Raw genomic sequence first — 13,088 nt, forward strand, 5'->3', positions numbered from 1 at the left:
TTGATGATAACTTGTCTGTAACAATATATATTGTATAATTATTTATGTCAGTAATAAGGAGTTTTTAGATGGAAGAAACTAAAAAGAAAATTAGATTCTACCTCTTAAAGTTTTTAGACGATCTTGAATTATCCGATGATGAAGATATCTTTTCTTTAGGATTTACTTCTATGTTTTCCATGCAGCTCGTTCTTTTTCTCGAAAAAGAGTTCCAAATTGTTCTGGAAACAGAAGATCTCGATCTGGATAATCTCAGAACTGTAAACACTCTAACCACTTTGGTCGAAAAGAAAAAACGCGATCGCTAACTTATGAAACTAGAATTAACAGAGCGGCAACAACAAGCCAGAGAAGAGTTTAAAAACTTTGTGGATGAGGAAATCGTTCCTTATGCCGATGAATTTGACCGAGAAGAACGCACGCCGCGAGAACTCATTAATAAGCTTGCTCAAAAGGGATATTTAGGGACGACCATTCCCAAAAATTATGGAGGTAGCGAATTAGAAGCGATCGCTTACGGACTCTTAAATGAAGAAATCGCACGCGGTTCCGCATCAGTGCAAAGTTTATTCGTGGTTTGCGGCATGGTTTCAACTGCTTTAGCAAGATGGGGAAGCAAAGCGCAAAAAGAAGATTGGCTACCTAAATTGGCTGCTGGCGAAGCACTCCCCGGCTTCTGTTTGAGTGAAGAAAATGCCGGTAGCGATACGCAAAATATTGAAACAACAGCAACACTTTCAGGAGATTCTTATATCTTAAATGGACAAAAAAGATGGAGTAGCTACGGACAGATTGCTGACGTTTTTTTAGTATTTGCTAAATCTGAAGGTCTTCCCATTGCCTTTCTCGTCGAAAAGAATACCCCCGGACTATCCATTGAACCCATTTCTGGCATGGTCGGCATGAGAGCGGCAATGCTCGCTCGGGTGCATTTGGAAAATTGCCGAATTCCACGAGACAATCTCATTGGTAAGCCCGGTTTTGGCTTATCTTATGTAGCTTATACCGCCCTCGATCGCGCCCGATACAGCGTGGCTTGGGGTTGTGTCGGCATCGCTCGCGCTTGCTTGGAAGCCAGCCTTCAGTATACCCGTCAGAGAAAACAGTTCGGTCGTCCCCTGAAAGACTACCAGCTTATTCAACAAATGATCGCCGAGGCCATTGTCAAGATCAAAGCTGCAAGACTTCTCTGTTATCAAGCAGGATATCTCAAAGCCAACAACGATCCGCGTTCGATTATGGAAACCCTGATTGCCAAATATTTTGCCTCGACAATGGTGACAAAAATTGCCAGCGATGCCGTTCAAATTCACGGTTCCTATGGTTGTAGCAGTGATTATCCCGTTCAGCGATATTGGCGAGATGCTAAAATTATGGAAATTGTGGAAGGAAGTACGCAACTTTTACAAACCATTATTCCCGATTATGGCTATCAGGAGAATTAAATTATAATTCGCCTTCTTCGCGATCGCCTTCTAAGTTTTCTGAAGAGATTTGCTGATTTTGCGCGAGCCAATGGAGCGTGTCAATGCGTTCGGCTTGTTTGGCGATTGTTGGTTCTTCTAAGAGACTATCTAAAGAAATATCTAGCCGAAATTCGTCTCGAATCCGGGCAATAATTCGCGTTGCCAGTAGGGAATCTCCCCCTAATTCGAGAAAGTTATCATCGATCCCGATCGGTTCTAGATCGAGAATTTGTTGCCAAATCTTAGCTAGTTTCTTCTCCTTTGGAGTCCGAGGATCCGTATAGGTTTCTCGCAGTTCCGGTCGCGTTTTTGCGGGAGTGGGAAGTGCTTTTCGGTCTACTTTCCGGTTGGGCGTGAGGGGTAGAATATCTAGCAAAACAAAAGCAGACGGTATCATGTAATCTGGCAATTTCTGCGCGAGAAATTGGCGCAGTTCCCCGATCGCTGAAGTTTCTTTTCGAGACAGGACGACATAAGCAACCAAACGTTTATGACCTGGTATATCTTCACGGACGACAACCACTGTCTCTCGCACTTGAGGATGTTGGCTTAAAACCGTCTCGATTTCTCCGAGTTCGATGCGAAAGCCGCGAATCTTAACTTGATGGTCGATGCGACCGAGGTACTCAATATTCCCATCAGGTAAGTAGCGTGCTAAATCTCCGGTTTTATAAAGACGCGCTCCCTCATTCTCGCTCAACCAGTCGCGAATGAATCGTTCTGCGGTTAAATCCGGACGGTTGAGATAGCCTCGGGCTAAACCCGCACCACCAATATAAACTTCCCCCGGAATGCCAATCGGAACCGGTTGTAAATGGGAATCTAACAGGTAAATTTGGGTATTAAAAATCGGGCGACCGATGGGCGGGCGATCGGGCCATTGACTGGGAGATAAGGGAAGATCGAAAATGGTAACCACGTGGGTCTCTGACGGCCCGTATTCGTTGTGTAAAGAGCAGGTTTCGACTCGGGCGAATAAGTCCGCGATCGCGCGATCGATCTGGAGTTGCTCGGATCCCGCGATCGCGTATTTCAACTGCAAGGGGAATTGTTCGTGTACGAAAAATCCTTCCGCAAGCTGTCGCAGTGCTGGTGCGGGAATGAATAATCTCTCAATGCCCCGATCGCTAATAAAACGAGAGAGACCCACGACATCCCGTCGCAAGGCTTCCGAAGGAATCATCACGAGGGTACCTCCGGAAAGCCAAGTGGAAAAAATTTCTTGAAAGGACACGTCAAAGCTCAAAGAAGCCAATTGTAGCGTTTTCATCCCTTCCGTCAGTTCGTAATGATGAAACTGCCAAGCCAATAAATTCACAAGGGGACGTTGCGACATGGCAATGCCTTTGGGCTTTCCCGTCGAACCGGATGTGTAAGTGACATAGACCAGAGAATCTCGAGTCTCTATTTTGCTGGGATTCTCATTGCTCTCTCGGGCGATTTCGTCCCAATCTGCATCAAGGCAAACCACTCGGGCGTTATGCTCGGGAAGGCGATCGATTAAGCCTTGCTGGGTCAACAATACGGGAGCTTGTGTATCCTCTAACATCAGAGCCAAGCGCTCTACGGGATAATTCGGATCTAACGCCATGTAAGCCCCGCCAGCTTTGAGAATACCAAGGATACCAATAAGGATTTCTAGCGATCGCTCCATGCAAATTCCGACTAAAACTTCCGGTTTCACCCCCGAGTTTTGCAAGAAATGCGCTAATTGATTGGCGCGGCTGTTAAGTTCTCGATAAGTCCATTGGCGATCGGCAAAAATAACGGCGATCGCATTGGGAGTTCCCTCGACTTGTCTCTCAAACCCTTCGCGAATGCTGACGAGATCGCTCTGTTCAATTTGGGTCTCGTTCCATTTCTCCAATAACTGATGCCGTTCGGCTGCCGTTAACAGGGGTAAATCGCCGATACGCTGTTGCGATCGGGCGGCGATCTCCGCAAGCAATACCTGATAATGTCCTATCATACGAGCGATCGTGGCAGGAGCGAATAAATTCCGATCGTAGACAATCTCACCCTTGAGGGAATCGGACTCTTCCCAAAGATGCAGCCTTAAATCGAGCTTAATGTTGCTCGCATCAGAGTTAGATTCTACAGGTTCATTGTCTTGGCGATCGCAGTTCGGGCGTTCCGCAAGCCAGTCAAACCCCACTTGCATCAGAGGATTGCAGCTTAAATCTGCGTCGGGTTGGAGGTGTTTGACCAGTCGATCGAAACGTAAATCTCTATGAGTATAAGCCTCTAAAGTCACTTGCTGAACTTGCTCCAACAGTTCTGTAACCGTGGGATTGCCTGCTAGATCGAATCGCAGTACGAGAAAATTGTCAGAGTGGCGATCGCGATCGTTATTGCTTTGCCTGTCTTCTGGGGCGATCGCATTCTTGGTAACAGTTCCAATTAAAATATCTTCTTGTCCCGAGTAGCGATAGAGCAAGCTCGCGAATGCGGCTATCCCCATCGCGTATCGCTTGTTTCCCGTTCGTTGACGGCTAGATTGTAATGTTTCAGTTAAGTTTCTATCGAGGGCAAAAGGCTCGCAACTCGCCTCAAATAGTGTCGATACCCCTCGAGAGCGATCGGTGGGCAGTTCCAAGACGAGGGGCAAATCGGCTAACTGTTGCTGCCAATATGCGAGGGAGTTTTCTGGACTGCGATCGCCCTCCTGTGGCTCTTTAACAACTCGTGCCTCGGGTTGATTTTGATTCAATACTTGTGCTTCGCGTTCCTTGAAAAGTGGCAGCGACTCATCATTTTCGCGATTATTAGTTGCCATTTTGAGAACTGAAATTTAATTTAGAATGATTGGATTTTCGAGCTTCTGACTTCATAATGATAGTTGCTCCTCAGCGATTTCATCTATTCTCGATCGCAAATTCATCCTGAGTCCCACAACTCCCATGCCTCCTAACTCATGACATATATTTCTAACGAACAGTCAGAGGCCATTTATCTTCGTTTTCTGCGCCTAGCAGGAATCAATATTCTCTCGAATATTATGATTCCTTTCGCTGGGTTAGTAGACATGATGTTTTTAGGTCATCTTGCAGACATTCGCTATCTTGCTGGAGTTGCCTTAGCTACCGTTATTTTCAATGTTATCTATCGAAATTGCAATTTCCTGCGGATGGGAACGACCGGGCCGACCGCTCGAGGGGAAGGGCAAGACGATCTCAATGGAGTTGCAGCAATTTTATTCCGCAATGGGGCGATCGCCTTGGGGCTGGGCGTTCTCATTCTACTGCTCCAACACCCGTTACAAGTCATCGGACTGGCAATTCTCGACACCTCATCCGGGGTAAAACTGGCAGCAGAAGATTATTTTAATACCCGAATTTGGGGTGCGCCTGCCGTTCTATTGAATTTGGTTTTGATTGGCTGGTTCTTGGGACGGGAGCAAAATGGTAAAGTTCTCTTGCTTTCAGCGATCGCCAATGGGGTCAATATTTTGTTGGATTATTGGCTGATTTATCGATGGGATTTAGCCAGTGCGGGAGCCGGCATTGCGACAGCAGCGAGTCAATATCTCTTGCTCTTGTTGGCTCTTTTCTTCGTTGCACGAGAACGGTGGTTATTGGAAGTTTCTCTCACTTTATCCCAAATATTTGACTGGACGGCAATGCGATCGTTGCTGACTCTCAACAGTAATATTTGGATGCGGATGATCGTGAGTACATTAACCCTCGCTGCCTTCATGGAAATCAGCGCAACTTTTGGAGAAACGGTAATCGCCATCAATGCTCTCCTGTTTCAGGTGCTGATGATAACCCTCTATTGTGCTGAAGGCTTGAGCTTTACAACAGAACGATTATCGGGATTATTTCACGGACAAGGCAACAGGCAAAATTTTGGGTCTCTCTTGCAGATTGCAACGATTACGAGTTCAAGTCTCGGTGGGGCGATCGCGCTACTCTTCATTATTCTCCCCCAACCTCTCTTTAGCCTCTTAACAAATCATCTAGAAATCATTAACGAATTAAAGCATTATCTCCTCTGGTTGCTGCCCTTACTGGTCTTTAGTATTTTGGGGTCTATGCTAGATGGTTATTTTGCCGGGTTTACAGAAGGAAAGATGTTGCGGAATGCTGCTTTTTTTGGCGTTACGTTAGGGTTTATTCCTCTTGCCATTACAGCCTGCAAAGTCCACAATATTCATTTTCTTTGGCTGGCACTTTGTGCATATATGACTTTAAGAGTTGTTGTTTTGAGGAATGGAGTCTCAACGACCCTCAAACAGCCCGAGCTGACCTAAAGAATTGCGAGATAGAATTGCGATCGCTTCAGGCAATGTTAAAAGGAAAACAGGTCGAGAATAAACGACCCCACCGCTTAGACGGGTGGGGTTTTGATTAGAAATAATTTGCCGTTTAAGCTGCTACCGAAGAAGATTCAACTTCGATCGCAGCACGATAATAATCTTGCAACTGGCGAGTTGCTGCCGACCAGCCCCATCGTTCCGCCTCCTTGCGGGCGTTGGCGCGGAGGGTTTCTCGTTCGTTTTGGGCTGCTAAGAGGCGTTGGGTTGCCGCGATCGCGCCGTTGGGGTCTTGGGGATCGAAGAGATAGCCATTGACCCCATCGGTGACGATATCGGGAATACCTCCAGAGTTCGCCGCAACCACGGGACATCCCGCCGCCATTGCTTCTAATACCACCAGTCCGAGAGTTTCCGTGCGCGAGGTAAAGGCAAACGCATCCGCCGAAGCAAATGCCGAAGCCAGTTCTAACCCGTGTAAATAGCCCACAAAATTCGTCGGTGTTCCCGCAAAATGCTTTTCTAAAGCAGCCCGGTGAGGGCCATTCCCCACGATCGCTAACCTTGCCCCCGGAATGGCTTCCAAAATAGGCTTAATTTGTTCGATTTCTTTTTCTGGAGAAACTCGACCCACGTAGAGCAAAAGAGGGCTATCGGGATGACCTTGAGAAAGGCGATCGCGCATCTTAGCCGAAGCGAGATGAGGTTGGAACATTTCTGTGTCAACCCCACGTTGCCAGAGATCCAAGCGTTCGATACCATGACTCCGCAATTCGTCCACCATCACCGAAGACGTACATAAATTCAACTGTGCTTGATTATGTCCCGCTTTCAGCAATTCCCACAAAAATCCCTCTAATGCCCCAAGACCGTAATGATGTAAATATTGGGGTAAATGAGTGTGATAGGAAGCCACCAGAGGAATATTCAGCATCTTCGCATAATAAATTCCCGCCAGCCCCAAAACGGCTGGGTTAACCACGTGAATTAAATCGGGTTTGAATTTCTCCAGTTGCTTGCCGATCGCCGGACGAGGAACCGCGATTTTGAGTTCGGGATAAAGGGGAAGAGGAAACGAGGAAAGACCGAAAATTTTTGCTCCCTTGTATTCCTTGAGTCCACCTTGAGGACAAACGACGAGGACGCGATCGCCATTGCGTTCTAAATGTTCGACGGTATGGCGCAGGCGAGTGACAATGCCATCAACTTTGGGCAAAAACGTTTCTGTAAACAGTGCGATTCGCATATTTGATTTAAGGGTATCAGGCTATCTGTTGGTGTTTTTCAATATTTGTCGGGCAAAACTATAAACATGAATACCAGCGATCGCGCTCTCAAACAAGACTTTCTGTTTGGCAAGGTACGGCTTTTGAGAATTTGGGTTGCGTATAATTAGGGCTTGCTGAAAAAAAGCAAAAAGGTTGAGAAATAAGGCTCAGAGAAGTCAAAAGCGCCAAAAAAATTGAGAAAAAAGAGGTGAAATGGAAAAACTCTTGTATTTGCCCGAAGAAAATGTCTCGAAAAGTCGCAAAATAGTCCCGAATATTTGAACTATCATTTGAGGGAAAGTTAAGTGAAGAAAATCGATGGATAATAATGTCGAAGCTAATTCCGTAACTAGTTCTCCAGCTATTTTCGGTTTACTTTTATATTTTTCTCCTTCTTTCAAAACATCTTAAAGTCACGATCGCACTATCTGACAATAAAGGAACGAGATCGCTATCTCTTATTAGATGTCGGTTGGCAAGATCGCGAACGAATTTATGCTTGTTTTATTCATCTGGATATAAAAATAGGAAAAATTTGGATTCAGCGTAATATGACTGAGGTGGATATTGCTGAAAAATTGGTTAATATGGGAGTTCCTAAAGAAGATATTATTATCGGGTTGCTACCACCTTACCAGAGACCTTATACTGGTTATGGAACAGAGAATTTAGCTACATCTGCATGAGGTGCGATCGCATTCTGCGTCAGAAGATAAAAAGAACTTCACAAAGGAAAAATACGATCGCTATAAAAATACAGAGAACACCAAAGTTTCTCTCGGTGTTCTCTGTAACTCAAATAGTGCGTATAGAAAAGCGATCGCGTTACAACTGCTTCACTTCCGATGCGAGTTGGGCGACGACATCTTTGGCACTACCAAATAACATCATGGTTTTATCTTGGAAAAAGAGTTCATTTTGAACCCCAGAAAAACCCGTTCCCATGCCGCGCTTGATAACAATAGTATGTTTGGCTTTATCGACTTCTAAGATGGGCATTCCATAAATAGGACTGCCTTTATCGTGTCGTGCTGCCGGGTTAACGACATCATTGGCACCGATCACTAAGGCAACATCGGTTTGATCGAATTGAGGATTGATGTCCTCCATATCGTAAAGCTGGGTGTAGGGAACATTCGCCTCAGCCAATAATACATTCATATGTCCGGGCATCCGTCCGGCAACCGGGTGAATGGCGTATTTGACCTCGACTCCCATGCCTTCTAACTGATCTGCCAATTCTCGTACCGCGTGCTGTGCTTGAGCAACAGCCATGCCGTAACCGGGAACGATCGCGATCGAACGGGCATAGCCCAACATCATCGCCCCTTCTTCTGAGTCGATACTTTTCACTGTACCGAGGGTTGTTCCCGCAGCACTACTCCCACTTGCCGCCGCTTCAGAACCAAAGGCAGCAAAGAGAACGTTCGCTAAAGAGCGGTTCATCCCCTTACACATAACATTCGTGAGGATAATCCCCGATGCACCCACCAGAGCACCGGCAATAATCAACATATTGTTGTTGACGACAAAACCTGCCGCCGCCGCCGCTAAACCAGAGTAGGAGTTCAAGAGGGAGATCACTACGGGCATATCGCCGCCACCAATAGGAATGACGAAGAGAATCCCAAGAAGCAGAGATACACCGACTAACGCGAAGAAAACAGGCAGATTTCCCGGTACGAAGAGGAAATAACCGCTTCCTGCGAGAAAGCCAATTAAGATGATGGCGTTAAAAACCTGTTGTAAGGGAAATTGAATCGGAGCTCCAGGCATGATGCCTTGCAACTTGGCAAAAGCGACAAAACTCCCGGTAAGGGTGACACCACCGATGAGAATGCCGAGAAGAATGGTGACGAGAGAAGTGGCCGAAAGCGCTTCTCCTGCATTGAGGACGCGCCAAAATTCCGCGATCGCCACCAACGCGGAGGCAGCTCCCCCCAAACCATTAAAAATGCCCACCATTTGGGGCATCGCCGTCATTTCTACTTTATACGCCGCGATCGCGCCAATGGCCGAACCGATGGCAATACCGATCAGAATCACTTCATAGCTCAAAACATGGCGATCGAGCATCGTTGCCACAACCGCCAGTAACATCCCGATCGCTGCCGACTGGTTACCCTGTCTCGCCGTTGCGGGAGAACCGAGTTTTTTCAAACCCAAAATAAATAAAGAAGCAGCTAACAAATAGCTCAATTGAATGCCACTGGGCAAAAATTCATCAATATTCATGCTTTAGCCTCCTTCTTTTTGAACATGAGCAACATCCGATCCGTGACCAAGAAGCCGCCGACAACATTAATCGTTGCCAAAATCACGGCGACAAAACCCAAGATGACACTCAGGGTTAAATCTTCCGAACCCGAGACTAAAATCGCCCCTAAAACGGCAATTCCAGAAATCGCGTTTGCCCCAGACATTAAGGGGGTATGTAGAGTTGGAGGAACTTTGTTAATCAACTCAAACCCGACAAATGAGGACAAAACAAACACGAACAAACAAGCAATTAAAGTTGCTCCGCTCATTAATAATCTCCTGCTTTGGTAATTGATAATTGGTAATGGGTAATTGGAATGAATCGATTACCTATTACCCGAATTTAAACCTTTACGCCTTCCATATCCAGAGCCGCTTTAACACGCTCGTTGCGAATTTCTCCGGCAGAAGTGACGCAAGCGCGATCGATAATATCATCGCTAAAATCGAGATTTAATGCCCCATCTTTCACCAACAATTTTAATAAAGTGGCGATATTCTTGGCATACATTTGACTGGCATGAACGGACATTGAAGAGGTGAGATCTACAGGTCCCATGACCGTCACGCCCTGATAATTAATGTTTTTGCCCGCTTCGGTGACTTCACAATTTCCGCCTTGTTCCGCCGCCAAATCGACGATCACGGAACCGGGTTTCATTTTGGAGGCCATTTCTGCGCTAACCAGTGTCGGCGCTTTTTTACCGGGAACTTGTGCTGTAGTAATTACCACATCGGCATTAGCCACTCGTTCCGTCATCACCTGTTGGGTTTTCTGTTTAGCTGCCTCAGAAACTTCTTTGGCATAGCCGCCTTCAGCCACAGTATCTTCCTCGAGTTGGACTTCGACGAATTTTGCGCCTAGACTTTGTACTTCTTCTTTGACAGCCGGGCGGATATCAAAGGCTTCGACAACGGCTCCCAAACGCCGTGCTGTTGCGATCGCTTGCAAACCCGCAACCCCCGCACCCATCACAAACACCTTAGCCGGGCGAATGGTGCCGGCGGCGGTGGTAAGCATGGGGAAGAATTTCGGGAGAGCGGCGGCGGCTAGTAAAACTGCTTTGTAACCCGCTAAACTGGCTTGAGAGGAAAGAGCATCCATGCTTTGAGCGCGGCTGGTACGGGGGATCAATTCCATCCCAAACGCCGTCACTTGCCGTTGGGCTAAGGCTTGTACGGTTTCCGGTTTCCCGAGGGGATTGAGGAGAGAGACGATCGCGCCACCATGACGCAGGAATTCAATTTCATGATCTTGGGGGGGAGCGACCTTTAAGAGTAAATCTGCTTCTCCCCAAACTTTGCCACGATCGCCATCTACGGTCGCTCCGGCTGCGCGATAGTCATCATCGCTAAAATACGAGCCTTCTCCGGCTCCCGACTCTACCCAGACCTCCCAGCCTTGCTGGACGAACCGAGCGACGACATCGGGGATCGAGGCAACTCGACGCTCGCCGACCTCAATTGCTTCCCTTGCGATCGCAATTTTCATACTGACTCCTTATTTTTAACAACTGAAAAAATTAGCAGATTGGATTAATCAATTTATCGAGATCTGTCAGGGTAAATACCGCATCAGACTTTTGCATGTTCTATGTTTTTACCCTCGATTCGAGCGGTCTAGTTTCCTTGACCCTTACCCTCCAATGCTCCGAACTTGCTTTACCCAAGGCTTTCCCGAACGATCGTCCGTGTTTTTTTCAAACGAGCGCTTTGTTTTTAGCGCGAACAATCCTCATAAGCTGCCATTTTGTATGGTATTTCCATTCCCGTTTTTTATTCCCGTTCTTCAACTTGTCTTATAGATTTACGAGGAACGGGGAACATTTTTTTGGCTTTGTTCGTTAAGAGATAAGCTAAAATTAAGTTTGGTAAAGCAAATTCTTTACTAAACTTAATCTGTTGAGGCGATACAGAGACCGTTGCTGACCCACGCGATCGCACTCGATATTGTTCCTAATTTGCTGCTTCTCTCATCGCCTCTCGTCCAATCCCAACCTATCCAACAGCACTATGGTTCTCTCCAAATTATTATCAAAAAAGTTGTCCAAGTTTCCTCGCCTGCGTTTATTTTCCGGTTTGGCGGCTCTCGGCGTAACCTTAGCGGGAATTCCCGCCGCCACCTTCGCCCAAAGCAATCCCGGTTTGGTGATCTTTAGCGGCGTGGGCAATCGCTCCAATATTTTGAACTATTACCTCAAAGACGGACGGCGCAACGTTCGCGATGATCGCTATCGGCTGCGAATTCCCGCTAATAAAATTGAAAATGGCGTTTCTCGACTCATCGTTTCCTATCCCGACTATTATGAAGGGCGCTTTCGTTTAGATCGCATTGAAGTGGGTTATGGCGAACGCTATCGCAACAAAGTCGAAATTGCCTACAGTGACATTCAAGAAGAATGTTATGCCATTGAAAATCAAAATGGTCGCCGAGATCTTTACCATTGCTTGAATATTTCCCTTGAAGAAGCGATCGAACCCGAAACCCCCATCGAAATCAAACTCTCACAAGTGCGGAATCCTTGGCAGGGAGGAACCTTTTACTTTGGTGCCCATACCGTAACCTGTCTGAATCACGATCGCGAACAACCCGACAGCAGTTGTTTTAGCGATCCCGATAATTCCCCCACCGTCGGCCGTCTCGATACCCCCTTCCGCGATCCTCGGCGCATCCAAATTGCTGATGTTGGGGTTTGGATTTTAACCATCGATTAATTCCCAGCGAATCGAAGACAAGCAAGGTATAATGGGAGACTGTGTAATTTGAGATGAAACAAGGAGACAGTCAGTGACCCAGCGTACTTTGGGAGGCACGAACCGCAAACAGAAGAGAAAATCGGGATTTCGCGCTCGGATGCGAACCAAAAATGGTCGCCGCATCATTAGAACGCGCCGCCAAAAAGGTCGGCATCGTTTAGCAGTCTGAACAAGACTGTCGGGCGCATTTTTCTCTCACCCCAACACCCAAATCAAGGATATGGGATTGCCTCGAACCAATCGACTCAAACACTGGCGGGATTTTCAGGAGGTTTACCAACGCGGCAAGCGTTATTCTGGTTCTTATTTAATCTTGCGGAGTTGGCAAGAGCCTCCAACTTCCGAACCCGGAATAATTTCCGAGATAGACGAGAAAAGCCGAACCGGGAAAACCTCACTCCCGCCAACTCGTATTGGCATTTCTATTGGCAAGAAGGTCAGTAAAAAAGCAGTGGTTCGCAATCGTATCAAACGCCAAATTCGGGCGGCTTTACGAGAACTCCTGCCCCAAATATCTTCAGGCTGGAAATTGGCGATCGGGGTAAAATCTACAGCGACAAAGTGCGAATACGAACATTTTTTGCGAGAATTAAAGCAGTTATTGACGCGAGCCGAGGTTTTGCATGGGCATTAAGGAAACAACTTTTTTTGAGGGAGGACCTCATATTGGCGATTTGATTATTAATATTTTGCTCGGGTTTACTGTCATTTGCCTGCCTTTAACTGTAGCCGCGATCGTCAGGGCATTATGGTTGCGCTATCGCATTACCGATCGCCGCATCTCCGTAACGGGGGGCTGGCAGGGTCGCGATCGCACCGACATTATTTACACGGAAATTGTTAAGATTGTTAAGGTCGCGCGAGGAATTGGCTTATGGGGAGATATTGTCGTCACCCTCCGAGATAACAGTCGTTTGGAAATGCGCTCTCTCCCTCGCTATCGAGAAATTTACGATTATATTGCTCAAAAAGCAGCCGACAAAACCGGACTCTCTCTCGAAGAGATTAAATGCTAAAGAGCGATCGCGCGACTTCCCCCAAACGAGCTAGAAAACAGTTCCAACAGTTCCGATCGTAACAATT

At 46.8% G+C, this 13,088-nt stretch carries 13 protein-coding genes; 8 read left to right on the plus strand and 5 right to left on the minus strand.

Annotated features, from left to right (window positions below):
• Window positions 1-68 precede the first annotated feature (68 nt).
• Entirely contained in the window at window positions 69-308 is a 240-nt protein-coding gene (locus AC6RV6_RS01850; protein WP_500238506.1) for an acyl carrier protein, read from the plus strand.
• A gap of 3 nt (window positions 309-311) precedes the next feature.
• Window positions 312-1,445, plus strand: coding sequence for an acyl-CoA dehydrogenase family protein (locus AC6RV6_RS01855; RefSeq protein ID WP_500238507.1), 1,134 nt, complete (start codon window positions 312-314; stop codon window positions 1,443-1,445).
• Between the two features lies 1 nt (window position 1,446).
• Here the strand turns inward: AC6RV6_RS01855 and AC6RV6_RS01860 are convergent, their stop codons facing one another.
• Window positions 1,447-4,242, minus strand: coding sequence for a non-ribosomal peptide synthetase (locus tag AC6RV6_RS01860; RefSeq protein WP_500238509.1), 2,796 nt, complete (start codon window positions 4,240-4,242; stop codon window positions 1,447-1,449).
• 138 nt (window positions 4,243-4,380) lie between these two features.
• On the opposite strand from AC6RV6_RS01860, the gene AC6RV6_RS01865 reads away from it, so the two are divergent.
• Window positions 4,381-5,718 carry an MATE family efflux transporter gene (locus AC6RV6_RS01865; RefSeq protein ID WP_500238511.1) on the plus strand — a complete coding sequence of 446 codons (1,338 nt, stop codon included), beginning with the start codon at window positions 4,381-4,383 and terminating at the stop codon, window positions 5,716-5,718.
• 115 nt (window positions 5,719-5,833) lie between these two features.
• Here the strand turns inward: AC6RV6_RS01865 and AC6RV6_RS01870 are convergent, their stop codons facing one another.
• On the minus strand, window positions 5,834-6,967 hold the full coding sequence (locus AC6RV6_RS01870; protein ID WP_500238513.1) for a glycosyltransferase: 1,134 nt from the start codon (window positions 6,965-6,967) through the stop codon (window positions 5,834-5,836).
• Between the two features lie 426 nt (window positions 6,968-7,393).
• Here AC6RV6_RS01870 and AC6RV6_RS01875 point away from each other — a divergent pair, with 426 nt between their 5' ends.
• Window positions 7,394-7,675 carry a XisI protein gene (locus AC6RV6_RS01875; RefSeq protein WP_500238773.1) on the plus strand — a complete coding sequence of 94 codons (282 nt, stop codon included), beginning with the start codon at window positions 7,394-7,396 and terminating at the stop codon, window positions 7,673-7,675.
• A 139-nt stretch (window positions 7,676-7,814) separates the two neighbouring features.
• Here AC6RV6_RS01875 and AC6RV6_RS01880 read toward each other — a convergent pair whose 3' ends face one another.
• The 3 genes from AC6RV6_RS01880 to AC6RV6_RS01890 form a co-directional block, all read right to left on the minus strand.
• A complete protein-coding gene (locus AC6RV6_RS01880) occupies window positions 7,815-9,218 on the minus strand; it encodes an NAD(P)(+) transhydrogenase (Re/Si-specific) subunit beta (RefSeq protein ID WP_500238774.1) in 1,404 nt (467 codons plus the stop codon).
• 2 nt (window positions 9,219-9,220) lie between these two features.
• Window positions 9,221-9,517, minus strand: a complete 297-nt coding sequence (locus AC6RV6_RS01885; RefSeq protein ID WP_500238514.1) for an NAD(P) transhydrogenase subunit alpha part 2 — start codon at window positions 9,515-9,517, stop codon at window positions 9,221-9,223.
• A gap of 74 nt (window positions 9,518-9,591) precedes the next feature.
• Entirely contained in the window at window positions 9,592-10,740 is a 1,149-nt protein-coding gene (locus AC6RV6_RS01890; protein ID WP_500238516.1) for a Re/Si-specific NAD(P)(+) transhydrogenase subunit alpha, read from the minus strand.
• A 551-nt stretch (window positions 10,741-11,291) separates the two neighbouring features.
• Here AC6RV6_RS01890 and AC6RV6_RS01895 point away from each other — a divergent pair.
• The 4 genes from AC6RV6_RS01895 to AC6RV6_RS01910 all read left to right on the plus strand — a co-directional run bounded on the left by AC6RV6_RS01895 (window position 11,292) and on the right by AC6RV6_RS01910 (window position 13,021).
• Window positions 11,292-11,963 carry a DUF2808 domain-containing protein gene (locus AC6RV6_RS01895; RefSeq protein WP_500238519.1) on the plus strand — a complete coding sequence of 224 codons (672 nt, stop codon included), beginning with the start codon at window positions 11,292-11,294 and terminating at the stop codon, window positions 11,961-11,963.
• A gap of 73 nt (window positions 11,964-12,036) precedes the next feature.
• Window positions 12,037-12,174: a 50S ribosomal protein L34 gene (gene rpmH / locus AC6RV6_RS01900; RefSeq protein ID WP_500238521.1), complete on the plus strand. Its 138-nt coding sequence runs from the start codon at window positions 12,037-12,039 to the stop codon at window positions 12,172-12,174.
• Between the two features lie 51 nt (window positions 12,175-12,225).
• The gene (gene rnpA, locus AC6RV6_RS01905) at window positions 12,226-12,639 is read left to right on the plus strand and encodes a ribonuclease P protein component (RefSeq protein ID WP_500238524.1); all 414 of its coding nucleotides are present in this window, start codon (window positions 12,226-12,228) and stop codon (window positions 12,637-12,639) included.
• Entirely contained in the window at window positions 12,629-13,021 is a 393-nt protein-coding gene (locus AC6RV6_RS01910; protein ID WP_500238527.1) for a PH domain-containing protein, read from the plus strand. The genes rnpA and AC6RV6_RS01910 overlap by 11 nt, the downstream gene beginning before the upstream one ends.
• The last annotated feature ends 67 nt before the right edge of the window (window positions 13,022-13,088 follow it).

It is taken from the genome of Spirulina sp. LEGE 11439 (assembly GCF_059821285.1).